This window comes from Kitasatospora sp. NPDC057936, assembly GCF_042887525.1.
Taxonomy (GTDB): Bacteria; Actinomycetota; Actinomycetes; order Streptomycetales; family Streptomycetaceae; genus Kitasatospora.
The window spans coordinates 1-26,744 of the sequence record NZ_JBHVPD010000123.1 but is presented as its reverse complement, the minus strand read 5'-3'; the positions used below and the strand labels follow the sequence as shown (position 1 = coordinate 26,744).

Annotated in this window: 20 protein-coding genes and 1 pseudogene; 12 read left to right on the top strand and 9 right to left on the bottom strand. The window is 74.5% G+C overall.

The features are described from left to right. A pseudogene (locus ACFVU9_RS40465) lies at positions 1–203 on the bottom strand (hypothetical protein); the annotation flags it as partial. 418 nt (positions 204–621) lie between these two features. On the opposite strand from ACFVU9_RS40465, the gene ssuE reads away from it, so the two are divergent. The 6 genes from ssuE (at position 622) to ACFVU9_RS40435 (ending at position 8,766) form a co-directional block, all read left to right on the top strand. Then, complete coding sequence (ssuE, locus tag ACFVU9_RS40460) at positions 622–1,176, top strand: NADPH-dependent FMN reductase (RefSeq protein WP_380497262.1); 555 nt, start codon at positions 622–624, stop codon at positions 1,174–1,176. A gap of 322 nt (positions 1,177–1,498) precedes the next feature. After that, positions 1,499–2,287, top strand: coding sequence for an ABC transporter ATP-binding protein (locus ACFVU9_RS40455; protein WP_380442047.1), 789 nt, complete (start codon positions 1,499–1,501; stop codon positions 2,285–2,287). A 16-nt stretch (positions 2,288–2,303) separates the two neighbouring features. Further along, a complete protein-coding gene (locus ACFVU9_RS40450; protein ID WP_387602297.1) occupies positions 2,304–4,874 on the top strand; it encodes an ABC transporter permease in 2,571 nt (856 codons plus the stop codon). 133 nt (positions 4,875–5,007) lie between these two features. Next, a complete protein-coding gene (locus ACFVU9_RS40445; protein WP_387602292.1) occupies positions 5,008–7,035 on the top strand; it encodes a hypothetical protein in 2,028 nt (675 codons plus the stop codon). An 18-nt stretch (positions 7,036–7,053) separates the two neighbouring features. Then, a complete protein-coding gene (locus tag ACFVU9_RS40440; RefSeq protein ID WP_359973141.1) occupies positions 7,054–8,094 on the top strand; it encodes a glycosyltransferase family 2 protein in 1,041 nt (346 codons plus the stop codon). 42 nt (positions 8,095–8,136) lie between these two features. Continuing rightward, positions 8,137–8,766 carry an acyltransferase gene (locus tag ACFVU9_RS40435; protein ID WP_387602289.1) on the top strand — a complete coding sequence of 210 codons (630 nt, stop codon included), beginning with the start codon at positions 8,137–8,139 and terminating at the stop codon, positions 8,764–8,766. A gap of 5 nt (positions 8,767–8,771) precedes the next feature. Here the strand turns inward: ACFVU9_RS40435 and ACFVU9_RS40430 are convergent, their stop codons facing one another. The 4 genes from ACFVU9_RS40430 to ACFVU9_RS40415 form a co-directional block, all read right to left on the bottom strand. Beyond that, positions 8,772–10,292 carry an LCP family protein gene (locus tag ACFVU9_RS40430; RefSeq protein ID WP_387602286.1) on the bottom strand — a complete coding sequence of 507 codons (1,521 nt, stop codon included), beginning with the start codon at positions 10,290–10,292 and terminating at the stop codon, positions 8,772–8,774. 149 nt (positions 10,293–10,441) lie between these two features. Beyond that, the gene (locus ACFVU9_RS40425; protein WP_380442039.1) at positions 10,442–11,656 is read right to left on the bottom strand and encodes an LCP family protein; all 1,215 of its coding nucleotides are present in this window, start codon (positions 11,654–11,656) and stop codon (positions 10,442–10,444) included. A 36-nt stretch (positions 11,657–11,692) separates the two neighbouring features. Continuing rightward, positions 11,693–12,484, bottom strand: coding sequence for a TIGR03089 family protein (locus ACFVU9_RS40420; protein ID WP_380442037.1), 792 nt, complete (start codon positions 12,482–12,484; stop codon positions 11,693–11,695). Positions 12,485–12,607: 123 nt separating this feature from the next. Then, the gene (locus tag ACFVU9_RS40415) at positions 12,608–13,111 is read right to left on the bottom strand and encodes an SgcJ/EcaC family oxidoreductase (protein WP_380442035.1); all 504 of its coding nucleotides are present in this window, start codon (positions 13,109–13,111) and stop codon (positions 12,608–12,610) included. A gap of 6 nt (positions 13,112–13,117) precedes the next feature. Between ACFVU9_RS40415 and ACFVU9_RS40410 the strand changes: the two genes are divergently transcribed. Beyond that, positions 13,118–14,071, top strand: a complete 954-nt coding sequence (locus ACFVU9_RS40410) for a DNA-3-methyladenine glycosylase family protein (RefSeq protein ID WP_380442033.1) — start codon at positions 13,118–13,120, stop codon at positions 14,069–14,071. A 247-nt stretch (positions 14,072–14,318) separates the two neighbouring features. Here ACFVU9_RS40410 and ACFVU9_RS40405 read toward each other — a convergent pair whose 3' ends face one another. The 3 genes from ACFVU9_RS40405 to ACFVU9_RS40395 are packed head-to-tail and all read right to left on the bottom strand — an operon-like array spanning position 14,319 to position 17,277. Beyond that, complete coding sequence (locus ACFVU9_RS40405) at positions 14,319–15,611, bottom strand: coenzyme F420-0:L-glutamate ligase (RefSeq protein WP_387602281.1); 1,293 nt, start codon at positions 15,609–15,611, stop codon at positions 14,319–14,321. Then, positions 15,608–16,567 carry a 2-phospho-L-lactate transferase gene (cofD, locus tag ACFVU9_RS40400; protein WP_380442029.1) on the bottom strand — a complete coding sequence of 320 codons (960 nt, stop codon included), beginning with the start codon at positions 16,565–16,567 and terminating at the stop codon, positions 15,608–15,610. Before cofD ends, ACFVU9_RS40405 begins: the two co-directional genes overlap by 4 nt. Positions 16,568–16,608: 41 nt before the next feature. Continuing rightward, entirely contained in the window at positions 16,609–17,277 is a 669-nt protein-coding gene (locus ACFVU9_RS40395) for a cysteine dioxygenase (protein WP_380442027.1), read from the bottom strand. A 621-nt stretch (positions 17,278–17,898) separates the two neighbouring features. Between ACFVU9_RS40395 and ACFVU9_RS40390 the strand changes: the two genes are divergently transcribed. From ACFVU9_RS40390 to ACFVU9_RS40380, 3 genes are all read left to right on the top strand, one after another. Further along, a complete protein-coding gene (locus tag ACFVU9_RS40390) occupies positions 17,899–18,171 on the top strand; it encodes a WhiB family transcriptional regulator (protein WP_030062195.1) in 273 nt (90 codons plus the stop codon). A gap of 276 nt (positions 18,172–18,447) precedes the next feature. After that, positions 18,448–22,305 (top strand): glycosyltransferase, encoded by a 3,858-nt coding sequence (locus ACFVU9_RS40385; RefSeq protein ID WP_387602276.1) that lies wholly within the window; start codon positions 18,448–18,450, stop codon positions 22,303–22,305. A gap of 6 nt (positions 22,306–22,311) precedes the next feature. Then, the gene (locus tag ACFVU9_RS40380; protein ID WP_387602273.1) at positions 22,312–24,018 is read left to right on the top strand and encodes a DUF5719 family protein; all 1,707 of its coding nucleotides are present in this window, start codon (positions 22,312–22,314) and stop codon (positions 24,016–24,018) included. Between the two features lie 39 nt (positions 24,019–24,057). On the opposite strand, the gene ACFVU9_RS40375 is transcribed toward ACFVU9_RS40380, so the two are convergent. Then, on the bottom strand, positions 24,058–24,510 hold the full coding sequence (locus ACFVU9_RS40375; protein ID WP_380442021.1) for a metallopeptidase family protein: 453 nt from the start codon (positions 24,508–24,510) through the stop codon (positions 24,058–24,060). 242 nt (positions 24,511–24,752) lie between these two features. On the opposite strand from ACFVU9_RS40375, the gene ACFVU9_RS40370 reads away from it, so the two are divergent. Then, positions 24,753–25,118, top strand: a complete 366-nt coding sequence (locus ACFVU9_RS40370; protein WP_280686050.1) for a DUF3499 domain-containing protein — start codon at positions 24,753–24,755, stop codon at positions 25,116–25,118. A gap of 134 nt (positions 25,119–25,252) precedes the next feature. Further along, a complete protein-coding gene (locus ACFVU9_RS40365; RefSeq protein ID WP_380442018.1) occupies positions 25,253–26,638 on the top strand; it encodes a phosphomannomutase/phosphoglucomutase in 1,386 nt (461 codons plus the stop codon). Positions 26,639–26,744 lie beyond the last annotated feature (106 nt).

Below are 26,744 nucleotides of genomic sequence, written 5' to 3'. Positions count from 1 at the left end.
CCGCCGGTGCGGGAGGGCTCGGGCCGGCGCGGCGCCGGGGCGCCCGGCCCGCGCGGGTTCAGCCCGGCCGGCAGCGGCGGCTCGGCCGACGTGCCGCCCCCGCTGCGCCCGTACGCGCCGCCCCCGTCGCCGCCGCCGTACGGGGTCCCGCCGTTGTACGGGTTCCCGCCGCCGCTCGGGCGGCCCTCCTGCCACGTGTTCATGTGGACGAGGATGCCCGAAGGCGTCCGGCCTGACTCCCCCCGGGGGCTCCACCAGGCCTCTTGTAGCAGTTTTGATGCACGTGCCGGATCGTTCCGCCGCAACTTCCGCGCGTGCGCGCGCCCGTGCGGGTGCCGGCTCGCCGGAGTGATCCGTCCCACTCCGGCGTTCACCTGCCGAAACGATTCTTGACCGCCCCGAACACGCCGTGTTTGCATTTTTGGCATGGATCAGCGAAGGACCCTCACGCGTCGGCGGCACGTCGACCTCAAGCGTGTGTCCCGTTCGCTCTGTCGTGGCTGACGCGCGCCCCGTCGAATTCCCCAACTCCCTTTCCCCGGGCGGCGGAAGCACCGCCGCTCCGCCGCAGCGGCAGCGCCGCCGCACCGCGTCGTCCCCGCTTCCCGCAGAGGTGAACCCATGGCCACCGTCCTGTCCGTCTCCGGCTCCCCGTCCGCGACCTCCCGCACCACCCGCCTCCTGCGCCACGTGGACGGGTGGCTCGCGGCCCGCGGCCACCACGTGATCCCGTTCGAGGCCCGCCACCTGCCCGCGCACGCCCTGCTCTCGGGCGACTTCGACCATCCCGAGATCGCCGCCGCCGTCGAGCTGTTCGCCCGGGCCGACGGCGTCGTGATCGGCACCCCCGTCTACAAGGCCGCGTACTCCGGCCTGTTGAAGGCCCTGCTCGACGTCCTGCCGCAGTACGCGCTCGCCGGCAAGGCCGTCCTGCCGCTCGCCACCGGCGGCTCGCCCGCGCACGTCCTCGCCGTGGACTACGCGCTGCGTCCGGTCCTCAGCTCGATGGGTGCCGGCCACGTCACCCAGGGCTGGTTCGTGCTCGACCGCCACGTCACCGCCGGGGAGGACGGGACGACCGTCGTCGAGCGCGAGACCGAGGCGCTGCTCGCCCCCGTCGTCGACGGCTTCGCGGTGGCGCTGGAGCGGCTCGCCGCCCCCGCCCTGGCCGGCTGACGAGCCGCGGCCGCGGGCCCGTACGGGGCGTCCCCGAGAAGGGCCGCGGCGACCCCTAGGGGGAGGGCCGCCGCACCCCGTACAACTCCCGTTGGCCCGCTTCATCCCGGCGGAGGACGAGCGCTCCGTCCGCCGCTCCTAACGTGGTTCATACATCCCCGCCCGTCCGGAGCCGGCCCGATTTCCTCGGGTCGGCGGCCCGGTGCGCCGGGCAGGGTGGGGACAACCCCCGGTCGAGGACTACCGCTTCCACCATGTCGCCGGACAGGTGGGGACGACCAGGCTGGGGGCCAACGGGTGGGCCATTCCTTAGGAGACTCCAGTGACGACGGCAGCAGCAGCCGTGTTCGACCACCAGCTTCCCGGCGGCGAGTCCGCCGTCGCCGCCTCGGCCCGCCAGGTCACCAAGGCGTACGGCGCGGGCGAGACCAAGGTCACCGCGCTGGACGCGGTCGACGTCGACATCCAGCGCGGTCGCTTCACCGCGATCATGGGCCCCTCCGGTTCCGGCAAGTCGACCCTCATGCACTGCCTGGCCGGCCTCGACACGGTCAGCGGCGGGCGGATCCGGATCGGCGGCACCGAGATCACCGGCCTCAAGGACAAGCAGCTGACCAGGCTTCGCCGGGACAAGATCGGCTTCATCTTCCAGGCGTTCAACCTGCTGCCCACGCTGAACGCGCTGGAGAACATCACGCTCCCGATGGACATCGCCGGCCGCAGGGTCGACGAGGCCTGGCTGGCCCAGGTGGTGGAGACCGTCGGCCTGGCCGGCCGGCTCAAGCACCGCCCGACCCAGCTCTCCGGCGGCCAGCAGCAGCGCGTCGCGGTGGCGAGAGCCCTGGCCGCCCGCCCCGAGATCATCTTCGGCGACGAGCCCACCGGCAACCTCGACTCCCGGGCCGGCGCCGAGGTGCTGACCTTCCTGCGCCGCTCGGTGGACGAACTCGGCCAGACCATCGTCATGGTGACCCACGACCCGGTCGCCGCCGGGTACGCGGACCGCGTGCTCTTCCTCGCCGACGGCGTGATCGTCGACGAGATGCACTCCCCGACCGCCGACTCCGTCCTGGAGCGCATGCGCCGCTTCGACGGCAAGCGCACGAGCTGAGCGGGCGGGACGACGCATCATGATCCTCAAGACGTCACTGCGGAGCTTCTTCGCCCACAAGGGCCGGATGGCGCTCTCCCTGATAGCTGTCGTGCTGTCGGTCGCCTTCGTCTCCGGCACCCTGGTCTTCTCCAACACCGCGACCAGCACCTTCGACAAGCTCTTCGCCGCGACCGCCTCGGACGTCTCCGTCCAGCCGCCGAAGCCGGCCGAGGACGACCAGCAGCAGCCCGGCGACAAGCCGCGGGTGCTCCCGGTCGCGCTCGCCCAGCAGGTCGCCGCGGTGCCCGGCGTGAAGACGGCCGTCGGCCAGGTCATGGTCGGCGACGCGATCCTGGTCGACCCGGCCACCAACAAGCTGATCGGCCCGACCAGCGGCGCCCCGACCCTGGTCGGCAACTGGGCGGACACGCCGCGCAACCCGGTGCGCATCACCTCCGGCCACGTGCCGCAGAACGCGGGCGAGCTGGTGCTCGACGCCGACACCGCGAAGAAGGCCAAGCTCGGCCTCGGTGGCAAGGTGCGGGTCGACAACGCGAGCGGCAAGCACGAGTTCACCATCGCGGGCATCGCGACCTTCACCACCACCAACCCGGGTGCGGCGCTCGCCTTCCTGGACACCCCGACCGCGCAGCAGGTGCTGCTCGGCGAGGCGGCCTACACCTCCGTCGAGGCCTTCGGCGACGGCAGCCGCAGCGACGCGCAGCTCAAGACCGACACCCTCGCCAAGCTGGGCGGCGGCTACCAGGTCAAGACCGCGGCCGAGCAGAAGGACGAGAACAACAAGAGCATCGGCAGCGGCCTCGACTTCATGAAGTACGCGATGCTCGGCTTCGCCGGCGTCTCGCTGCTCGTCGGCGGCTTCCTGATCATCAACACCTTCTCGATGCTGGTCGCCCAGCGCACCCGGGAGATCGGCCTGCTGCGCGCCATCGGCGGCAGCCGCGGCCAGGTCAACGGCTCGGTGCTGGCCGAGGCGCTGATCCTGGGCGTGCTCGGCTCGACCCTCGGCATCGGGGCCGGCCTCGGCATCGCGGTCGGCCTGATCCAGCTGATGAACGCGATCGGCATGGACCTCAAGGCGAGCGACCTGCAGATCGGCCCGAACGTCTTCGTCGCCGGGTACGCGGTCGGCATCCTGATCACCGTCGTCGCGGCCTGGATCCCGGCCCGCCGGGCCGGCCGGATCGCGCCGATGGCCGCCCTGCGCGACCACGGCACCCCGGCCGAGGCGCGGGCCAACGCGGTCCGTACGGTCCTCGGCCTCGTCCTCACCCTGGGCGGCGGCGGTCTGCTGGTGCTCGCCGCGAAGGCGGAGAAGGCGGCGACCGGGGGGCAGTACCTGGGCCTCGGCGTGCTGCTGACCCTGATCGGCTTCGTGGTGCTCGGCCCGCTGCTGGCCACCGCCGTCATCAGGGTGCTGGGCGCCCTCCTGCCGGCCCTGTTCGGCCCGTCCGGCAAGCTCGCCCAGCGCAACGCGACACGCAACCCGCGCCGCACCGGCGCCACCGCCGCCGCGCTGATGATCGGCCTGGCGCTGGTGATCGGCTCCTCGGTGTTCAGCGCCTCTGCGGTCACCTCGGCCAGCGCGCAGATCGACCGCTCGGTGGGCGTGGACTACATCGTCCGCGGCGGCGGCGCGCCGATCACCGCCGAGATGACGGACGCGGTCCGCAGGACCCCGGGCATCGACCACGTCACCACCGAGAAGGACTTCGACGCGAAGGTCCAGCTCGCCGACGGCAAGAGCAAGAAGGCCGGGATCGCCGCCGTGCCGCCGAGCTTCTTCGGCACGGATTTCCACCTCCCGGTCGCGTCCGGCACGGCCGACTCGATCGCCCGCGGCTCGCTGGGCATCGGCGAGAACTTCGCGAAGGACAACGGCCTCAAGGTCGGCGACACCGTCACCGTGACCTACGGCAAGGGGTACACCCAGCAGCTGACCGTCGGCGTGGTGTTCGGCAAGAAGTCGCTCTACGGCGACGCCTCCTTCGTCGACACCGCGACCATGGCCAAGGTGGTCCCGGCCGCCGACCAGCCCGTCGACCGGGTCTTCTACGCCAAGGCGGCCTCCGGCGCCGACGTCGCCAAGACGCTGACCGCCCTGCAGGACGCGCTCAAGGAGTACCCGCAGCTGACCGTCAAGGACCAGGCCGGCTACAAGGAGCTCGTCCAGTCCCAGGTCAACACCCTGCTCTACCTGATCTACGGGCTGGTCGGCCTCTCGATCACGGTCGCCGTGCTCGGCGTCGTCAACACCCTGGCGCTGTCGGTGGTCGAGCGGACCCGCGAGATCGGCCTGCTGCGGGCGATCGGGCTCTCCCGCCGCCAGCTGCGCCGGATGATCCGGCTGGAGTCCGTGGTGATCGCGGTCTTCGGCGCGGTCCTCGGCACGGTGCTCGGCCTCGCCTGGGGCGTCACCGCCCAGCAGGTGCTGCGCGACCAGGGTCTGGACACGCTCTCCGTCCCGACCACCACGATCGCCGTGACGCTGGTCTCCTCCGTGGTGATCGGCCTGTTCGCGGCCCTCTTCCCGGCCTTCCGGGCCGGGCGCATGAACGTCCTCGCGGCCATCGCGACGGACTGACCCGGCGGCGGGGGACGCCGGGAAAATCGGGGGAGCACGGGGGAACGGGGGAACGGGGGCGCAGGGGCCGGGTGCGAACGAGCACCCGGCCCCTGCGGCGTCCCCGCACCCACCGGGCTGGGATGATCGTCCGATGGTCGCCCCGGACGCCCCGCCCCTGCCCAGCGCCGCGCCCCTCACCACGGCCGCCGCCGACCGCTGGCGCGCCGCCCACCGCTTCCGGCGGCTCGACAGCCGCTGGCTCGCCCTGGTCCCGATCGCCTTCGTGGCCTTCGCCACCGCCGTCGAGCCGACCGGCACGCACTGCAACGCCGCCGGCATCTGCGCCGACACCTGGGGCGACGAGATCGCCGCCTGGTCGGTGATCGCCGAGACGATCCTGCTGCTCGCCCGGGTCCGCGCCCGGGCGCTGGTGCCGCCGGCCGTCCTCGCGGTGCTCTGGTACGTCCCGGACGGCCTGGTCACCACCGCCGGCCGTTGGACGGCGGTCCTGGTGCACGTCCTGCTGTCCCTCGTGCTGATCGGCGCCGAACTCGGCCGCCGCCGCGCCCGCCAGGACCTCGACGAGCTGATGGCCCCGCCCGTCCCGTACCCGTGGACCGCCGCGGGTGCTCCGTCGCCCGTCACCCCCGGCCGCCCGCCCGTGGTGCGCCGCGCGCTCGGCGCCGTGCTGCTGGCCGTCGCGCTGGTGATCCCGCTGTACGGGCTCTGGGCGGAGGCCGGGGAGGCCGACCACCGCAGCCGGGCGACGGCGGTCACCGGCACGGCCGGCGCCACCGACGAGGACGGCGTGCTGACCGTCCGCTACCGCCCGCCCGGCGGCGGCCTCGAACGCACAGTCGAGCTCGACCTCACCTTCGCCCGGCCGCCGCAGCCCGGCGACGCGGTGCCGCTGCTCGTGGACGGCGACTGGGCCCGCGCCGCCGGCGTCGAGTACAGCCCGGTGGAGGACATCTTCGGCGCCGGCCTCGTCGCGCTGACCGGCCTGCTGGTGCTCGCCTCCGCCGCCGGGGCCGAGGCCCGGCGCCGGCGGCCCGCCTTCGCGGGCTCCGCCCCCGCGCTCGCCGTCCGGGTCCGGGCCGACAGCGGGGGCGACCTGCTCGTGGAGCCGCTGGACGGCCCGCCGGGCGGGCCCGCGCTGTGGCGGCTGGTCGAGGACGAGGGCTACCGGTGGGCCCGGTACGGCGCCGGGGACGGCACCGGCCCCGGGTGGGTGCCGCAGCGCGAGCAGACCCCGGACATGGAGGGCGACTTCCTCTACCCCGACTACGCGCTCGACATCCACGACGAAGAAGAAGACGGGGACGAGGAAGACCACCACGACCACCACGACCACGACCCCGGGATCCCCCTCCCGCCCACCGAAGCCGCCGCCCGCCTCGCGCGCGCCGAGCTGAGCGTCGACGCCGTGCTCTACCAGGGCCCCGACGGCCCGGAACGCCAACTCCTCGTCCGCCCCGGCCTGCTGGAGCACGAGCCGCACTGGCTCGCCGCCGTCGTCGCCCCCGCCCCGAGGGACCCCCGGCTCGGCCGGGACCGCCAGCGCTACCGGAACCCGGACCTGACGGTCTCCGCGCTGACCGCCGAGACGGTCGCCGCCGCCCCCGAACCCGGCCCCGGCACCGAGCCGATGACCGCCCGCCGCTGGGAGATGCCGTTCGTCCTGCGCGCCGCGGCCGGCCCGGCCGCCGCCGTCCTGCTCGCCGCGCTCGTCGTCCTCCTCGACGCCGACGGCTGGTGGAACGGCCTGGTCCGCCCGCTCTGGACGGGCTGCGTCGGGATCCTCTTCTGCGCCCGCCCGCTGTCCTGGCAGATGGTCGTCGACCGGGACGGCCTGCGGGTCGCCACCACGCTGCGCAGCCGCGTCTTCCGGTGGCAGGAGATCAACGCCGCCGCCGTGCACCGCAACGCCCTCACCGTCCAGCTGCGCTCAGGCCAGGACGTCACCGTGGCGAGCCGCCCGGCGGCCTGGCTGGCCGGCCACTTCGGCGACCGCTGCGACCCGCGGGAACTGGCCAGGACCGTCGCCACCGCCGCCCACCGGCCCGACCTGCGGCCGTCCGTCCGGCTGCCGGACCGGCTCGGCAGTCCGCAGCACGTCCTCAACCGGATCGCGCTGCTCGGCTTCGCCGCCTTCACGGTCGTCCACTACCTCCGCTGACCGGTACGGTTGGCGGCGATGAACACCAAGGCTGCTGAGGAGCTGCCGGCGGTCTCCGTGATCATGCCGGTGCTCAACGAGGAACGTCACCTGCGCACGGCCGTCCGGCACATCCTGGAGCAGGAGTACGCCGGCCCGATGGAGGTGGTGATCGCCCTCGGTCCGTCCACCGACCGCACCGCCGAGATCGCCGCCGAGCTCACCGCCGAGGACCCCCGGGTCCGGACCGTGGAGAACCCCACCGGCCGCACGCCGGCCGGTCTCAACGCGGCGATCCGCGGCTCGCGCCACCCGATAGTGGTGCGCGTGGACGGCCACGGCCTGCTGACCCCCGGCTACGTCGCCACCGCCGTCCGCCTGCTGGACGAGATGGAGGCGGCCAACGTCGGCGGCATCATGCACGCCGAGGGCGAGACGGAGTGGGAGAACGCGGTCGCCGCCGCGATGACCTCCAAGATCGGCGTCGGCAACGCCGCCTTCCACACCGGCGGCCTGGCCGGCCCCGCGGACACCGTCTACCTGGGCGTGTTCCGGCGCGAGGTGCTGGAGAAGCTGGGCGGCTACAACGAGGAGTTCATCCGCGCCCAGGACTGGGAGCTGAACTACCGCATCCGCCAGGACGGCGGGCTGATCTGGTTCACCCCGCAGCTCAAGGTCACCTACCGCCCCCGGCCGTCGGTCCGCGCCCTCGCCAAGCAGTACAAGGACTACGGCCGCTGGCGGCGCGTGGTCACCCGCTACCACCGCGGCTCGGTCAACCTGCGCTACCTGGCCCCGCCGGCCGCGTTCCTCGGCGTCACGCTCGGCCTGGTGCTCGGTGCCGCCGTCCACCCGGTCTTCCTCGCGGCGCCCGGCGCGTACCTGCTCGGGATCCTCGGCGGCTCGGTGGTCGAGGGCCGCGGCCTGTCCGCCAAGGCGAAGGCGCTGCTCCCGGTGGCCCTCGCGACCATGCACCTCAGCTGGGGCTTCGGCTTCCTCACGTCGCCGCGCTCGCTGGCCCGCAAGGTCATCGGCAGCACCGCGCCCACCCCGGACAACGTCCTCGCCGACGCGCGCTGATCCGCCCGCGCGACCCCGCCCACGGCACTAGGGTCGTTCCCCATGGGGACGGTTGAGGGCGGGTCCGCGGCCGGCCCGCGCATCGCGCCGAGCGCGGACGTGGACGAGCGGGCCGCCATCGGCCCCGGGACGACGGTCTGGGACCTCGCCCAGGTGCGCGAGCACGCGGTGCTCGGCGCCGAGTGCATCATCGGCCGGGGCGCCTACATCGGCCCCGGCGTCCGCATCGGCGACCGGGTCAAGGTGCAGAACCACGCGCTGGTGTACGAGCCGGCCGTGATCGAGGACGGGGTGTTCATCGGCCCGGCCGTCGTCCTCACCAACGACCGCTACCCGCGCGCGATCGAGCCGGAAGGCCGGCTGAAGCGTCGATCCGACTGGCGCGCCGAGGGGGTGACGCTCCGTCAGGGCTGCTCGATCGGCGCCCGGGCCGTCCTGGTCGCCGGGGTGACGGTCGGCCGCTGGGCGCTGGTCGCGGCGGGCGCCGTGGTCCACCGCGACGTCCCGGACCACGCGCTGGTCGCCGGCGTCCCCGCCCGCCGGATCAAGTGGGTCGGCCGCACCGGCGAACCCCTTCGTTCCGCCGGCGGGGGGCACTGGCACTGCCTCCGCACCGGCGACCGCTTCGTGGCGGCGGACGGCATCCTCACCCGCCTCCAGCAGCCCTCGTAGGAAAGCTACTTCGCGCACACGTCGGTGTCGTCGGCCTGCACCCGCTGGAGGTCGGCCGGGGCCTCCGCCGGCGCCGCGGACGGTGCGGCGGGCGCCGCGAGGGCGTCCTTGCCGAGCACCAGCACCAGCGGCCCCTTCGCGGCGGCCTTCGGATCCGGCCGAGCGGCGTCGCCGGGCAGTCCGAGGGCGGCGGCCAGTGCGGTCGCCGCCTCCTCCTGCCCGGCCGGGTACGCAATCGAACTGGTCGCCGCCGCAGGCGCGTTGGGGCCCGTCGCGGCCTTGGTGAAGCCCTTGGCCCTGAGTCTGTCCACGGTCGCGCCCGACTGTCCCTGTGCCCCGCTGCCGTTGCGGACGGTCACCTGGACGTCCTTCGGGTCCACCGCCGGCGCCGCGGGCGTGCCCGGCGCGGCCGTGGTCTCCGGTGCGGCGGGGGCGGCGGTGGCGCCCTGCGAGGTCTCGGTCAACGAGCGGTCGGCCGCGATCATCGAGAACAGCCGGCCGGCGTCCGGCTGTTTGAGGATCACCCGGTTCTCGTCCTTCGGGTCGTCGAGCACCGGCACGGTGGCGAAGGTGATGTTCTTGGTGTCCACCGCGCTGATGTCCAGCGCCAGGTCCTTGAGCTTGTCGACGCTGCCGATGCCGGAGTCGACGGTGAGCGCCTTGGTGGCGGCGTCCGCGAGCTTGTAGAGCTTGGCCGGGCTGGTCAGGGTGTCGTCGCCCTTGACCTTGCGGATCATCGAGCTGATGAACTGCTGCTGGAGCGGGATCCGGCTGAGGTCGCCGCCCGTCCCGACCACGTGCCGGGTGCGCACGAACGCGAGCGCGTCGTCGCCCTGGACGACGTGCCGGCCCTTGGTCATCCTCAGGTGCGACTTCGGGTCGTTGATGTCCTTCGCGGCGCACACCTCGACCCCGCCGACTGCGGTGGACAGCGTCTTCACCGCCTCGAAGTTCACCTGGACGAAGTGGTCGACCCGGATCCCGGTGACCTTCTCGACGGTCTTCCAGGAACAGCCCGGGTCCCGGCCCGCCTGCCCCAGGCTGTTGTTGAACATGTCCCGCGCGGAGCCGGGTATCGACTTGCCGTCCGGCGCCCGGCATTCCGGGATCGGCACCATCAGGTCGCGCGGGATGCTGATCACCGTCGCGTTGGAGCGGTCCTTGGCGACGTGGAAGAGCAGCGTGGTGTCGGCGTGCCCGGAGCTGCCCGCGTCGCCGTAGTCGCTCCCGAGGCCCTCGCGGCTGTCGGTGCCGAGCACCAGGATGTTCAGCGCGTCCCCGGCCGCCCTGGGCCGCTCGGCCTCGTCGCCCAGCTGGACCTTGACCGAGGTCAGGTTGTTGTTGAAGTGCTCGTACAGGTAGTACGCCCCGCCGCAGCCGGCGGCCATGACCAGTGCGCCCGTCCCGGCCGTCCACTTGAGCGTCCGGCGCCGGCGCCGCGTGCGCCTGGCGGCGGCCGCCCGCCGCTGCGCCGTCCGGTGGCCCTGCCCGCTGTACTCACCGGTTTTCGGTTTGTCCTTCTGCACGGGATTCCCTACGTCCGGCCGGTCACGGTGGTGCGGCACACCGGGGCGATGGGCCGATCCGGACACAGTAGACGAGCCGAACAGGGGAATTGTTCCGGGTATGATGTCCGTCACACGCAGGTAATCGGAGCGTAAAGTCCGGAGGGTGGTCAGTGCTGCGCGCAGGCGTCCACGTCGGCCGTGCGCCCCTCGAAGACGGGCGAGGCGCCGGCCGTCGGCGAGGCCGAGGGCCCGGCCGCGGCGGCCCCGTCCGACGCGGGGGAGGCGCCGGCCGTGGGCGTGGGCTCCGAGCCGGGCGGCCGGACGGTGATCCGCCGGTCGTCGCGCAGCGCGGCGAACAGCTGGCCGGTCTGCGGCTCCACGAACTCGTCCCGGTCCGAGTCGTAGCGGTACGGGCGGCGCGGCGCGGTCAGGAACACCACGTCCGCCGAGGGGATGCCGCGCAGGTCCTGGGTGAGGTCGTAGAGCGCGCCGAGCGAGGACAGCCCGCCGTCCGCCTTGACGGAGGAGGTGGCCGCGTCCAGCACCGGCCACAGCCTCGCCGGGTTCAGCAGGACGCCCTGCGACTGCACCTTGCGGATCAGCGAGGCCAGGAACTGCTGCTGACGGCCCATCCGCTGGGTGTCGCTGCCGTCGCCGAGGCTCTCCCGGGCGCGGACGTAGCCGAGCGCCTGCTCGCCCTGGAGGGTCTGGCGCCCGGCCGGCAGGTCGAGCTTGGCGTCCTTGTCGTGGATCGCCTGCGGGACGCACACCTCGACGCCGCCGACCGCGTCCACCATCGACTTGAAGCCGCTGAAGTCGAGGATCACGTAGTGGTCGATCCGGATGCCGCTGAGCTGCTCGACGGTGCGGATCGAACAGGCCGGACCGCCGAGTTCGAACGCCCAGTTGAACTGCATGAGCGCGGGCTTGCTCCGGGTGCCGTCCGGCTTCTCGCACGCGGGCACGGTGACCATGACGTCGCGCGGTACGGAGACGGCCGTCGCGTGCTTCCGGTCCGCGGCCAGGTGCAGCAGGATCGTGGTGTCCGAGCGCTGGGTGCCGGCCTCGCCGCCGTAGGCGCCGTTCGCGCCGGAGCGGTCGTCGCTGCCGATGAGCAGGATGTTCTCGGCGCCCTTGGCCCCGGCGGTCCGGCTCGGCCGCTCCGCCTCCAGCCTGGCGAGCAGCTTGTCGGTGGCCGTGTCCGTGCGGATGTTCCCGTCGAGCTTGCGGTAGGCGATCCAGAGCAGCACGCCGGTGGCCACGAGCAGGAACGCGACGACGCCGGCGGTGATCATCAGCCACCGCCGGCGCCGACGGGGGCGTCCGGGCGCGTCCGGGGGAGTGTCGGTCGGGGTGTGCGCGGTGTCGTCGTCCTCGGCCATGGCAGGGATCCCTACCCGCCGGGCCGGCGGCGGGGGTTACCCGAGGCGCAGTGTCACCCGTTCGGAGTCGGCCCGCTTCTCCCACTGCTCGGCCGTCAGGCCCTGGGAGTTGCGGCACAGCACCACCGAGGCGCCGGCCGCCAGCGGCGCCAGCAGGCCGGCCTCCAGGCCCGTCCAGTCGTCGTACGACAGCGTGGACATCACGCGGTCGCCCGGGTTCAGCCCGAGCCGGACGGCGCCCTCGCGGGCCAGGGCGACGGTCTGCTCACCGGTCAGCTTCAGCGGCAGCCCGTCCACGCCGGTCTCCAGGGCGGGCGCGTCCGGGGTCACCGGCGAGTACGGCGCGAAGCGGTCGCCCTGGCCGGGCACCTCGGCGGCGTAGTCGAGGAAGCCGTCCGGGCGCTGCGGGAACCGGCCGCCCAGCGGGCGCAGGGCCAGCGCGACCCGCTCGCCCTCGCAGGCGTGGGCGGACTCCAGGCCGTCCGGGCCGCTGACCACCAGATCGGCGGCGGCCGGCTCGCCGCCCGGCACCGCCGTCACCCCGACCGACCAGCAGGCCAGCAGCCAGACGGCGCTCTGCCAGTGGGCGGGCAGGAGGAGGGCGGCGCGGTCGCCGGGACCGGCGTTGAGCTCGTCCTGGAGCAGGTTGGCCGTCTTGGCCACCCAGTTGTCGAACGTCCGGGCGGACAGCTCCACCCGTTCGCCGGTGGCGTCGTCGTAGAAGGTGACCAGCGGGGCCGCGGGATCGACCGAAGGGGTGCCACCTCGCAGGTATGCGTGCAGCAGCTCGACGGGGGTGCGGGCATCGGCAGCGAAAGGCGCAGTCATGGTGCGCCCCAGCCTACGGCCTCCGGGTGTGACCCCGGGAGGGGCGCCGGACCCGGCGCCGGGCGGCGTGGCGGACACCCGTGTTCGCGGCGACCATCCGGTTTGAGCGCCTCGCGCTTCCCGTCACGTCTTCAGCGTCCTCGCCCCCGCGTCGCCTCCCACCAGCCCCCGCAGCTCCTCCGTCAGAGCCGCCGCCAGGTCCGGCCGGAGGTCGTACCGGGCGGGTGTGGTCTGCAGGAGCGCGATCCGCCACCCCGCCCCCGCGTTCACGGCGATCACCGTCTGCACCGAGTTGAGCTCCGGCACCACGTCCGCCGCCCCCGCCGGTACGAGCCCCGCGACGGCGTCCAGTTGCGCCACGCCGGGCCCGAGCCCCCGGACGCGCCGTACGGCGGCCACGTACCGGGGAGTGACGTGGTCCGCGAAGATCCGCCCGAGTTCGGCCGCGATCGCCGACCGCCCGCGGTGGCGCGTGCCGTCGTGGCCGATCACCTCGCCGTCGGCGGCGAAGGGTCCGGCGAAGGCCGAGCCGTCCTGCCGGTTCCACCCGTCGAGGGCCCGGTCGTAGAGCGCTCGCACCGCGTTCTCGTCCGAGGGGGAGAGGTCCGGCAGCCGCGTATCGTTCATATCCCCATGGTCGGGGACGGCGGCGGAGGAGGCGACGCAGTGACGGGCGGCGAGTCGGTGCGGCTCTGGCGGCCGGGTTTCCCGCTGGACGTGGCCCGCACGCTGCTCCCGCTGCGCCGCGGCCCGGCCGACCCCTCGTACCGGACGACCGGTGACGGAGCGGTCTGGCGGGCGTCCCGGACCCCGGCCGGTGTCGGGACGCTGCGCGTGCTGTCCCGCCCGGGGGCCGGCGAGGTGGAGGCGCGGGCGTGGGGCCCGGGTGCCGGGTGGCTGCTGGACCGGCTGCCCGCGTTGCTCGGGGCCGAGGACGACCCGGAGGGCCTGGTGCTGCCGCCCGGTCCGCTGCGGGACGCCCAGCGCCGGACGGCGGGCGTGCGGCTGACCAGGACGGGCCTGGTGCTGGAGTCCCTCGTCCCGGCGATCCTGGAACAGAAGGTGACGACCGACGAGGCCTACCGCGCCTGGCGGACGCTGCTCCGGGACTTCGGCACCCCGGCGCCGGGCCCGGCGGAGGGCATGCGGGTGCCGCTGTCGGCCCGCGAGTGGGCGCTCCTCCCGAGCTGGGAGTGGCACCGCGCGGGCGTGGACCCGAAGCGCTCGGCGACGGTCGTGCGGGCGGTCCGGCTGGCGCCCCGCCTGGAGGAGGCGTCCGCGATGGACCACGCCGAGGCCTTCGCCCGCCTGACCGCCGTGCCGGGCGTCGGGATCTGGACGGCCGCCGAGACCCTCCAGCGCAGCAACGGCGACGCGGACGCGGTCTCGGTCGGCGACTTCCACCTGCCGAACCTGGTCGGCTGGGCCCTGTCCGGCCGCCCACGCAGCGACGACGCCCGGATGCTCGCCCTCCTGGAGCCCTACCGCCCCCACCGTCACCGCGTCTGCCGCCTCCTGACGGCCACCGGAGCCCGCGCCCCCCGCTACGGCCCCCGCCTGACCCCCAACGACCACCGCGGCCGCTGACGGAGGCCGCCAATACGCCGATGCCATGGACGACGGCGTGGACGACCCGGCCGCGAGCACGGCCGAACTCCCCGGCAGGCCTGTTCGGTTCACCCTCGCCCGACGAGTCGGTGCGCCCCTTCCGGACGGATCCGATGGGCGACGAAGTCGACGGCATGCCGACGTTCGAGGGCGGTGACGGGTCGATCCCGGCCGATCTCGACCCGTCACATGGAGGGCTTCGGCAGGTGACCGGTGGTCGCCCTGACTACCGGACCGCGATGAAGGCGTCCGCGCCGCGTTCCGGGCGGTCGCGCGGTGCTTCCGCGGGGCGGCCGACGGCGACGGCGCCCATCGGGTCCCAGGTGTCCGGGAGGTCGAGGGCGGTGCGGACGGTGTCGCGGCAGAACATGGTGGACGAGACCCACGCGGAGCCGTAGCCCTCGCCGGTGAGGGCGATCAGCAGGTTCTGCACGGCGGCGCCGGCGGCGACGGTGAACATCTCCCGTTCGGCGGCGGCGCGCCGCGGGTCGGGGTAGTCGTGCGAGCCGTCCATGACCAGGCACGGCACGACGAGGTAGGGCGCGTTGCGCAGGACGTCGCCGCGCGCGGTGCGGCGGGCGATCTTCGCGTCGTCCCAGCCGTCGAGTTCGCGCAGGTCGCGCCGCCAGGCGTCGAGCATCGCGTCGAGCAGCCGGGTGCGGGTGTCCGCGGACTCCAGCAGGACGAACCGCCACGGCGTGGTGTGGTGCGGCGCCGGCGCGGTGACGGCGGCGGCGACGGCGCGCCGGACGGCGCCCGGGTCGACGGGCTCGTCGGTGAAGGCCCGCACCGTGCGCCGCAGGGTGACGGCGGCCCGCAGGGCCTCGGAGGTGCCGAGCCGGAACATGTCGTCGGCGGCGGGGCGCACCAGCGGCCGGGTGCCCTCGCCGTCCTCGGCGGTGACGAGGTGTCCGAGGCCGCGGACGACCGCGACCGGCACGCCGCCGGCCTTGCCCTTCACCAGGTCGCCGGCGGCGGCGAGTTCGTCGGCGGTGGCGGTGACGGTCAGGACGAGCTCGTTGCCGTGGCTGTCGGTGCGCCCGCGGTGGTCCTCCAGCACGGACAGCCCGGCGGCGCCGATGGCGACGTCGGTGAGCCCGTTGCGCCAGGGCCGGCCGAAGGTGTCGGTGACGACCACGGCGAGCCGCCGCCCGGTGAGCCGCTGCAGCGCGGCGCGCAGCGCGCGGGCGGAGGCGTCGGGGTCCTCGGGCAGGAGGAGGACGGTGCCGGGGGCGGTGTTGGAGGCGTCGACGCCGGCGGCGGCCATGACGAAGCCGTTGCGGTTCTCGACGATCCGGGCGGGCCCGCGCCGGGCGACGACCCGGACGGTCTCGGCGTCGATCGCGGCCTCGCGGTCGGCGGCGTGCAGGAGCCGGCCCTCGGCCTTGCTGACGATCTTGGAGGTGACGAGCAGGATGTCGCCGTCCTCGTACGTCCCCGCCTTGGCGATCAGCGCGGCGAGGTCGGCCCCGGCCTCGATCTCGGGCAGTCCCCCGACCGGGAGGATCTCGACGGTCACGCCCGGACCTGCTCCGCGAGGGCCAGCGCGGCCCGCGCCATCTCGGCGGTGGCGTCGACGTCGGTCATCAGCAGCGGGACGGCCCGGCAGGCGATGCCGGCGGCCTCGACGGTGCTCACGGCGCCCTCGTCCGCGGTGTCGACCAGCCAGCCGTCCAACAGTTCCGAGCCGTAGTTCAGCGCGACGGCCTCCGCCGTGGCCTCGACGCCGACGGCGGCGAGCACCTTGTCGGCCATGCCCCGCACCGGCGCCCCGCCGATGATGGGCGAGAGCCCGACGACGGGGGCGGGTGCGGCGGCGACGGCCCCGCGGATGCCGGGCACGGCGAGGATGGTGCCGATCGACACGACCGGGTTGGACGGCGGGAAGAGGATGACGTCCGCCGCGGCGATCGCCTCCAGCACGCCGGGCGCGGGCTTGGCGGTGTCGGCGCCGATCGGGATGATCGCCTCGGCGTCGACGGCGGCGTGCAGCCTGACCCAGTACTCCTGGAAGTGGATGGCCCGGGTGCCCTGCTCGTCGGTGATCCGCACGTGGGTCTCGACCCGGTCGTCGCTCATCGGCAGCAGCCGCACACCGGGCTTCCAGCGCACGCACAGCGCCTCGGTGACCTGGCTGAGGCTGTACCCGGCGGTGAGCATCTGGCTGCGCACGAGGTGGGTGGCGAAGTCGCGGTCGCCGAGCCCGAACCACTCGGGGCCGACGCCGTACTCCTTCATCTCGGCCTTGATCGACCAGGTCTCGTCGGTCCGGCCCCAGCCCTGTTCCTCGTGGATGCCGCCGCCGAGGGTGTACATCACGGTGTCGAGGTCGGGGCAGACCTTCAGTCCGTAGAGGTGGATGTCGTCGCCGGTGTTGCCGATGACGGTGATCTCGTCCTGCGGGTCGACCGCCGCGAGGAGTCCGCGCAGGAAGCGCGCCCCGCCGATTCCGCCTGCCAGTGCCACGATGCGCATGGGCCCATCCTGCCACGGCCCGACTGCCCGTCAGTCCTCGGTCAAGACGTCCCGGCCTGCGCCGGCCGGCCGTGCGCGGAGCCCTGCGCCGCGCCCTGCTCGGCGGGCTGCTCGTGGTGCTGCTCGGGGACGGCGTTCGCTCCGCCGTACTGGTTCATCTCGGTGAGGCCCGGGCTGTAGAGGTGGATGGAGACGGCCGGCTCCAGCGCGCCGTTGACCACCTCGTGCAGGTAGCCGGAGGAGAAGACCCTCTGCCCGCCGGGGCGCAGGGCGCGGGCGCCCTCGCCGGCGTGCGTCAGGGAGCGCTCGACGAGCTCGCCCTGGACGACGGTCATGACGCCGGAGGACGCGCCGTGGTCGTGGAAGCCGCTGCTCTGCCCGGGCAGCCAGCTGAGCAGCCACACCTCGTAGCCGGGGCCGGTCTCCAGCCGGGCGTACCAGCGGGTGAGCGCGTCGTAGCGGACGAGGTGCTCCCAGCGGGTGCGGTCGGCGGCGATCTCGCGGACCAGCCGGGCGTAGCCGGCGACGGTGGTGGGGTGGGCGGGCAGGTCGGTGCGGGCGAGGTGCGGGAAGGCGAGCGGGTCCCCGGCGATGGAGACGTCGGAGAGGCCGTCGTCCCAGCGGGCGGCGGCGGGGCGGGCGGCCTGGAGCCCACGGCGGGCGAGCTTGTTGCGGTCGCGGTTCCGCTTGCGGATGCGGGTCATGCGCACGGCTGTCGTCCTCGGATCTGCGGCTGGTTCGTCAGGGATCAGCCGGATCCGGGATGTCCTGGGGCGGGAATCGCGGGCGGCCTCTGTGCTTCCTGGGGGCGGCGCGCGGTGGGACGCGGGCGCCTAGATACAGCAGGAACAGAGGCGACAACAAGAGTTCACGGCACGGCGGAGCGTGGAACCGCTCCGGGGGCTCATGGACTCTGACATAGGGGAAAGGAGACCGCATCCGCGGGGGTGGTGTCAAACCGGGAGATGCGGCATTCGGGTGGGTTCGGTCCGGAAGTACCGGATGGGGTGATTCATCACCGTCTATGTTTCGATGGGAAGATCGCCGGGAAGGCAGGGCGATGACCGGCCTGTGAGGGTGACCGGGCGTCACTCGGCGGATGGTTGCGGATGGTTCGAAGCTGTCCGGGGCATCTGGGCGAAAAGTCCGATGTGTCCAGATATGTACACTATTCGTAACGGCTTGGTGCCGGGGAGTGAATCCTGGCCCCAATACCAGAGCTCGGCTTGACTGAGCCAGAGTGACGCAACTGTAATTTCACTCGTGTCGTCGGCCGCACGAGGCAACGGCAACCACGGGGACGCCAAGTAGGGGCAGAGGAGGCGCGCCACATGAGCGAGCTCTTTGAGCTGTTGATCGGGGACGGCATCGCGGAGGACGAGGAGGAACTCGGCTGGCAGGAGCGCGCGTTGTGCGCCCAGACCGACCCCGAGTCCTTCTTCCCCGAGAAGGGCGGCTCCACTCGCGAGGCGAAGAAGGTCTGCCTCGCCTGCGAGGTCCGTTCCGAGTGCCTGGAGTACGCCCTCGCCAACGACGAGCGCTTCGGGATCTGGGGCGGCCTCTCCGAGCGCGAGCGCCGGCGGCTCAAGAAGAGCGCGGTCTGACGGAGGACCGGTCCGGCCCGCCGGGGCCGCGGTCCGGGCGGAGCGGTTTCGGGCCTCCGCCGATCCTCCGGTGACGGAGGACAACCACACAGCTGTACGGGCGCCTCACCGCGGTGGTGGGGCGCTTTCGCGTGCCGGGGCACGGTCGTGGGCCGTCCTTCACCGTCCCCGCACGGACACCGTGGACGGAGCCGCAACCCGGAGCCGTTAGTGTGGTGCGCCATCCGGTTGCCGTTCACCGGCTGTGTCCACCGAGAACTGGGGCCCGCGCACTCGATGACCGTCTACAGCCACCAGAGCGGCTTCACCGCTGCCAGGCCGCCCGCCTATCCGCGCCACCTGGTCACCGCCGTGATCGTCTCGCACGACGGCGCCCGCTGGCTGCCGCAGGCCCTGGCCGGCCTGCTCGGCCAGGACCGCCAGGTCCAGCGGGTGCTCGCGGTCGACACCGGATCCACCGACAACTCCCCGCAGCTGCTCGCCGACACCCTCGCCGACTGGCTGCCCGAGAGCGGGCCCCTGATCCTCGGCCGCCGGGCCGGGTTCGGCACCGCCGTCGCCGAGGCCGTCTTCAACAGCCCGCCGCTGCGCCCGGAGGACCTCCCGTACCGGCTCGACCCCTCCGGCTACGACCCGGTCACCGGCGGCTGGGACGACTTCGGCGACCCGCTCGCCCAGGAGGACGACCTCGCCCGCGGCGGCCCGCGCGAGACCCAGCCGGTCGAGTGGCTGTGGCTGCTGCACGACGACTGCGAGCCGCAGACCGACGCCCTGCGCCGCCTGCTCCAGGTCGCCGACTCCACCCCGAGCGCCGCCGTCGTCGGCCCCAAGCTGCGCAGCTGGTACGACCGCCGCCAGCTGCTCGAGGTCGGCGTCACGATCGCCCGCTCCGGCCGCCGCTGGACCGGCCTCGACCGCCGCGAGCAGGACCAGGGCCAGCACGACCAGGTCCGCCCGGTGCTCGCCGTCTCCTCGGCCGGCATGCTGGTGCGCCGGGACGTCTTCGAGGAGCTCGGCGGCTTCGACAAGGCGCTGCCGCTGATGCGCGACGACGCCGACTTCTGCTGGCGGGTCAACGCCGCCGGCCACCGCGTGGTGGTCGCCCCCGACGCCGTGCTGCGGCACGCCGAGGCGGCCAGCCGCGAGCGCCGCGCCATCGACTGCGGCGCCTCCCACCCGCACCGGGTGGACAAGGCCGGAGCCGTCTACACCCTGCTCGCCAACTGCAAGGGCGCGCTCTTCCCCTACGTCCTGCTGCGGCTGGTGCTCGGCACGCTGGTGCGGGCCGTCACCAACCTGCTGGGCAAGGACCCGCGCCAGGCCTTCGACGAGCTCGCCGGGCTCGGGCACGAACTCGTCCGGCTGCCGCGGCTGTTGGCCGCGCGCAAGCGCCGGGCCCGGACCAGGGCCGCCGACGCCCTGGACGACCGCACGCTGTTCCCGGCGCCCGGCGCGACCACCCGGCTCGCCGTCGAGGGCGTCATCAGCTCGCTCGGGATAGGGGGAGCGGACGACAACGTCGGCCGGCACGGCTCGGTGGAGGCCGGCGGCGACGACGACGCCGAGGACCTCGTCGTCGAGCAGTTCGCGCTGATCAAGAAGCTCGCCCGGCGCCCCGCGCCCGTCCTGTTCGCGGCCCTGCTGGTGTTCGCCCTCGTCGCCTGCCGCGGTCTGTTCGGCAGCGGCGTGCTGTTCGGCGGCGCCCTGCTGCCGGCCGCCGACGGCGCCGGCGGCCTCTGGTCGATGTACGCCGACGCCTGGCACCCGATCGGCACCGGCTCCACGGCCGCCGCACCGCCGTACCTCGGCGTGCTCGCCGTCCTGTCCTGGATCTTCTTCGGCCACGCCGACCTCGCGATCACCCTGCTGCTCTTCCTGACGGTGCCGCTCGCCGCGGTCAGCGCCTACCTGGTCTCGCGTCCGCTGCTGGACTCCAAGCTGGTCCGCGCCTGGGCCAGCGCCGCCTACGCGCTGCTGCCCGCCGCGACCGGCGCGCTCGCGCAGGGCCGCCTCGGCACCGCCGTCCTCGCCGTCCTGCTGCCGCCGCTGGCCCGTGCCGCGGCGATCACCGCCGGCCTCGGCATCCGCGAGGAGAGCGCTGCCAAGGGCGCCCGCCCCGGCTGGCGGCCGGTCTGGATGACCGTCCTGCTGCTCACCCTGGCCACCGCCTTCGTGCCGCTGACCTGGGCGCTCGCGGTTCCGCTCTGCCTGGCCACGCTGGGGGTCGCGGTCGTCCGCGGCGGTGCCTTCGGCTCCGGCGGCGCCGCGCTGCGGCTGCTCGGGCTGCGCGTCGTCGTGGTGCTCGCGCTGCCGGTGGCGGTGCTCGCGCCGTGGTCGCTGACGGTGCTGTCGCACCCGCAGTCGCTGCTGATGGAGGCGGGCCTGCCGGGCCTGCACGGCAGTGGCGCCGGCGCCGTCGGCCTGGTGCTCGTCAACCCGGGCGGCGCCGGGGTGCCCCCGGTGTGGCTGTCGGCCGGTGTCGTGCTCGCCGCGCTCGCGGCGCTGCTGCGCGCCGACCGCCGTCGCGCGGTGCTCGCCGCGTGGGGCGCGGCCGGTGCGGGCATGGTCTTCGCCGTCGCCGTGGCCGGCACCTCCGTGACCCCCGCCTCGGGCGGTCCGGCCGTGCCCGCCTGGGCCGGTCCTGCGACCCTGGTCGCCGGGATCGCCCTGCTGGCCGCCGCCGCGATCGGCGCCGACGGCGCCAACGCCCGCGTGGCCGGCATCGCCTTCGGCTGGCGCCAGCCGGTCGCCGCCCTCGTGGTGGCCGCGGCCGCGCTGGCCCCGCTGGGCACCGGCCTCTGGTGGGCGGTGACCGGTGCGGACGGTCCGCTGCACCGCGCCGATGCCAGCCAGGTGCCCGCGTTCGTCGCGGAGGAGGCCGGCACCACCGACCGCGCCCGCACGCTCGTCGTGACGGGGGAGAAGAGCGGTGGAGCCGTCCGCTACACCCTGGTCCGCGGCGCCGGCCTGACGCTCGGCCAGTCCGAGTCCACCGTCGACCCGGCGACCGGCACCCAGGACGGCCTGAACAAGGTGGTCGGCAGCCTGCTGGCCGGCTCCGGCGCGGACCAGGCCGGCGCCCTGTCGGGCTACGGCATCGCGTACGTGGTGGTCGAGCGGCCGGTGATCGACGTGTTCAAGGACGTCCTGGACGCCACCCCCGGTCTGGTCAAGGCCAACCAGGACGGTGCCGCCGCGCTCTGGCAGGTCAACGGCGCCGCGGCGGTCCGCGCGGTGATCACCGCCCCCGGCGCGGCCCCCGTGGTCGTCCCGTCCGGCGTCCGCGACATCGCCACGACCGTCGCGGCCGGCCCGGACGGCCGGGTGCTGCGGCTCGCCGAGAGCGCGTCCCCCGAGTGGAAGGCCACCCTGGACGGCACCGCGCTGGAGCCGACCACGGTCGACGGCTGGGCGCAGGGCTTCAAGCTCCCGGCGGGCGGCGGCAAGCTGTCCGTCACCCGCGAGGCCGGCCTGCTGCACACCGGTTGGATCTGGGCGCAGGTGCTGATCGGGCTGACCATCCTGGTCCTCGCCCTGCCCGGCCGCCGCAGCCACAAGGACGACGACCTGCCCGAGGACGTGGTGGCCGCCGCCGCGCTGGCCGCCGCCGCCCAGGCGCAGGCCCCGGCCCCCGGCAGCCGCCGGGCCCGCCGGATGGCCGAGCGCGGCGAGGGCGCCGAGCCGGGCACCGAGGAGACCGGGGTGTACGAGGGCGCGGTGCCGCCGCAGCCCGCCGCCGATCCGATGACGGAGGCCGTCCAGGCGGCCGCGGCCGCCCAGGACACCGAGCCGTACACGGACCCGTACCAGACGTACCAGCAGGCCGACCCGTACAGCTACGACCCGTACGCCGCGCAGCAGCCGGCGGCCGCGCCGTACGGCGGCCAGGCCCACGCCCAGCAGCAGGCCCACTCCCATCAGGAGTTCCAGCAGGCCTACCCCCAAGAGGGTTACGAGCAGCAGCAGGGCTACGAGCAGCCGTACCAGGACCAGCAGTACGGCTACGACCCCTACCAGCAGACGGAGCACCAGCAGCCCTGGGTGCCGGGGCAGCCGCAGGCCGAGCCCTACTACGACCCGAACGACCCCAACGGGACTGGCCGGTACCCGCACCACCACGGATCGGGGAGCTGACCCGCGATGAAGAAGCCCTCCTTCGGGAAGAAGTCCGCGCCCGCCGAGGCCGAGGAGAGCGGTTACCCGCCGCCGGCTCCGGCCGCCGCCCCCGACGCGGACGGCGCCCCGGCGCCGACCCGCCCCGCCGGGCGCTCGGGCGGCAGCCGCACGACGCAGTCGCTGCTGGCGGCCGCGGCCGTGCTCGCCGTGGTGTTCGGCATCTCCGAGGTCCGTCCGCCGGCCGCCCCCGCGACCGGCGACACCGGCGCCTCGGCGACCACCGCGCAGGTCGAACGGACGGCGGCGGTCTGCCCGCAGCCGCTCCAGGGCCTGACCGGCTCGACCACGCTCACCGCCTACACCCCGCCCGGCACCGGCGCCGCCACCGGCGGGGCCGGCTGGCTCTCCGACGCCAGCGCGCCCGCGACGCCCCCGACCGCGGCCCCGTCGGCCCCGGCCACGCCGTCCGCCCCCGCGACCCCGGCGCCGACCGGCTCGGCCGCCCCCGACAAGGGCGGCGCACCCGCCGACGCCCGGCTGACGCTGGCCAAGCCCGGTACCCCGGTCTCGGCCCCCGCGGCCAACGCCGACACCGCGCCCGGCACCGGGGCCCTCGCCACCGGCGCCCTCGCCCCCGGCTTCACCGTCTCGCAGACCACCACGGTCACCGAGCAGCGCGGCCTCGGCCTGTCCGGCGTCACCTGCACCCCGGCCGGCACCAGCTTCTGGTTCGCCGGGGCCAGCACCGCGGGCGACCGGACGGACTACGTCAGCCTGGTGAACACCGAGTCCTCCGCCGCCGTCGTCGACATCAAGCTCTACGGCGACAAGGGCCCGATCGACAACGACGCCGCCAACGGCATCACCGTCGCCCCCGGCAGCTCCCAGTCGATCCTGCTGCCGACGCTGACCAAGGGTCCGGTCACCGACCTCGCCGTGCACGTGGTGGCCCGCAGCGGCCGGCTCGGCGCGTTCCTGCACGCCGCCGACGGTAGCAAGGGCGCCGACTGGATCCCGTCCTCCGTCGAGCCCGCCCCGACCCAGGTGCTGCCCGGCCTGCCCGCCGACACCTCGGCCGCCCGCCTGGTCGTCTGGGCGTCGCCGGACGACGACGCCGACCTGAAGATCCAGCTCTCCGGCAAGAACGGCTGGTTCACCCCGGCCGGCAACGAGTCCATCCACGTCAAGGCGGGCATGGTCGCCGCCGTCGACCTCGGGAAGGTCACCCGCGACGAGGTGGCCGGGCTGCGGCTGTCGCCCAGCGACGACAAGCACCCCACCCCGGTCGTCGCCGGGGTCCGGATCGACCGGGCCGGCTCCAACGGCAAGTCCGACGCGGCCTGGCTCACCGGCAGTGCCCCGGTCGGCGCCCGCGCCACGGTGGCCGACAACCGGGCCGGCGCGTCCACCCTGTTCCTGACGTCGACCGGCGACGCCGCCACCGTCCACGTCACCGCCTCGGCGGGCAGCAACGGCGGCACCCCGGTGACCAAGGACGTCCAGGTGCCGGCCGGTGCCACGGTCGCCGTCCCGGCCCCCGAGCCCGGCGGGCTGAACGGCTCCTTCGCGCTCACCGTGGAGACCGCCTCCGGCGGCCCGGTGGTGGCCGCCCGGATGCTCGCGATCCCCGCCAAGGACGTGCCGATGTTCACCGTCCAGGCGCTGCGGGACGACCGCAGCACCGTCAAGGTCCCGCAGGCCTCCCAGGACCCGGGCGTCGTCCAGCGCTGACCGCGCGCTCCGGGGGCCCGGCCGCGGGCCCCCGGAGCGTCACTCCTCGTCGTAGCGCGGGTCGATGGCGTCCGGCGACAGGCCGAGCAGCTCGGCGACCTGCTCGATCAGGATCTCGTGCACCAGCGCCGCCCGGTCCTCCCGGGTCTTCGCCCGGATCTCCACCGGCCGCCGGTACACCACGATCTGACTCTTGCGCCCCTGCTTGCCGGGCGACACCCGCCCCAGCGGCACGCCGTCCTCGGAGTCCGCGCCGTCCGCCTCGTGCAGCGGCACCTCCTGGACGGCGAACTCCACCTCGATCAGCTGCGGCCAACGCCGCTCCAGACGCTCCACCGATTCGCGCACGTAGTCGTCGAACAGTTCGGAGCGGGTGAGCGAGATCGGCACCTGGGGCGGTGCCAGCGGGCCGCGCAGCCCCCTGCCGTGCCGGTCGCGGTGCCGGGGTCGGCGCGAGGGTCCCGTCGATGACTGCGGTGCAGAGCTGTCCATATCACTGCCGAGGGTAGTCCTTGGACGGTCGGAAGTGGACCACTCCGGCAGGGAAACGCCCGGGGCGGGGGCGTACGCCGCAACGGGCGGAGCGAGCGGAGCAGTCGAAGGAGCGGCTCCGCGCCGAAGCGCCCCCCGGGCGCGGCGGAGGGGGAGTCCGAGGGGCGCGCGGCGCGACACGTCGCACCACGAGGGCAGGCGGTCTTCGCTCCCCGGCGAGGAGTGCTGTACCGTCCACCCTCGTGAGCTCTGTACGTCGTTGTTCGCGGACCGCGTGCGGCCGGCCGGCCGTCGCGACGCTGACGTACGTCTACGCGGATTCCACCGCCGTCCTGGGCCCGCTCGCCACCTACGCCGAACCGCACTGCTACGACCTGTGCGCCGAGCACGCCGAGCGCCTCACCGCCCCGCGCGGCTGGGAGGTCGTCCGCCTCGCCGCCGAGGCCGGGCCGCTGCGCCGCAGCAGCGACGACCTGGAGGCCCTCGCCAACGCCGTCCGCGAGGCCGCCCGCCCGCAGACCCCCCGTCAGGGCCGCGCCCCCGAGGGCGAGTCCACCGAGGGCGGCCGCCGCGGCCACCTCCGGGTCCTCCGTTCGCCCGACAACTGACGGCTCGCCCCGCACGGGGCGTTCCCCCGGCCCGGGTACGCTGCCCGTCTACTGTCACCGCGTCCCGTCGACCGAACGCGCGGTGACCCCGACGTATCGTGAACGATCAGCACAGAGACCAGGGTGGAGCCGCAGTGCGCGACCTCAAGCAGCTCGTGAAGGCGTACGACGTCCGAGGCGTCGTCCCGGACCAGTGGGACGAGAGCCTGTCCCGGGCCTTCGGCGCGGCCTTCGTCCAGGTCACCGGTGCGACCGCGATCGTGGTCGGCCACGACATGCGGCCCTCCTCCCCGTCGCTCAGCCGGGCCTTCGCCGAGGGCGCCGCGGCCTACGGCGCCGACGTCGTGCAGATCGGCCTCTGCTCGACCGACCAGCTCTACTACGCCAGCGGCAAGCTCGACCTGCCCGGCGCGATGTTCACCGCGAGCCACAACCCGGCCCAGTACAACGGCATCAAGCTGTGCCGGGCCGGCGCCGCCCCGGTCGGCCAGGACACCGGCCTCTCCGAGATCCGCGAGCTGGTCGAGTCCTGGACCGGCGAGGACGACGCCGTCACCGTCCCGGCCAAGGACGTCAAGCCCGGCGCGCTCTCCGAGCAGGAGACCCTGCGCGGCTACGCCGACCACCTGCTCGGCCTGGTCGACCTCACCGCGATCCGCCCGCTGAAGGTCGCCGTCGACGCGGGCAACGGCATGGGCGGCCACACCGTGCCGACCGTCTTCGACGGCCTGCCGATCGAGCTCGTCCCGATGTACTTCGAGCTGGACGGCACCTTCCCCAACCACGAGGCCAACCCGCTCGACCCCAAGAACCTGGTCGACCTGCAGGCGAAGGTCCGCGAGGTCGGCGCCGACCTCGGCCTCGCCTTCGACGGCGACGCCGACCGCTGCTTCGTCGTCGACGAGCGCGGCGAGCCGGTCTCCCCGTCCGCGATCACCGCCCTGGTCGCCGCCCGCGAGATCGCCCGCGCCCAGGCCGCCGGCGAGGCCGAGCCGACGATCATCCACAACCTGATCACCTCCTGGACCGTCCCCGAGGTGGTCCGCGAGCTCGGCGGCACCCCGGTGCGCACCCGCGTCGGCCACTCCTTCATCAAGCAGGAGATGGCCGTCACCGACGCCGTCTTCGGCGGCGAGCACTCCGCCCACTACTACTTCCGCGACTTCTGGCGCGCCGACACCGGCATGCTCGCCGCCCTGCACGTGCTCGCCGCCCTCGGCGGGCAGCCGGGCACGCTGTCCGCGCTCACCGCCGAGTACGACCGCTACGCGGCCTCCGGCGAGATCAACAGCACCGTCGCCGACCAGGCCGACCGCTCGGCCGCCGTCCGCGCCGCCTACGCCGGCCTGGAGGGCACCACCGTCGACGAGCTGGACGGCCTCACCGTGGCCGGCCCGGACTGGTGGTTCAACCTGCGCGCGTCCAACACCGAGCCGCTGCTGCGCCTGAACGTCGAGGCCAAGGACCCGGCGAAGATGGCCGAGCTGCGCGACGGCGTCCTCGCGATCGTCCGCGCCTGACGCGCCCCGGGCGCCGACGCGCCCGAGCCGGAGCGCCGGTGCCCCGGCCGGTAGGGTTGCCTATCGGCCGGGGGCCCGCCGCGCCCCCACCCGACTCGTGGAGAGC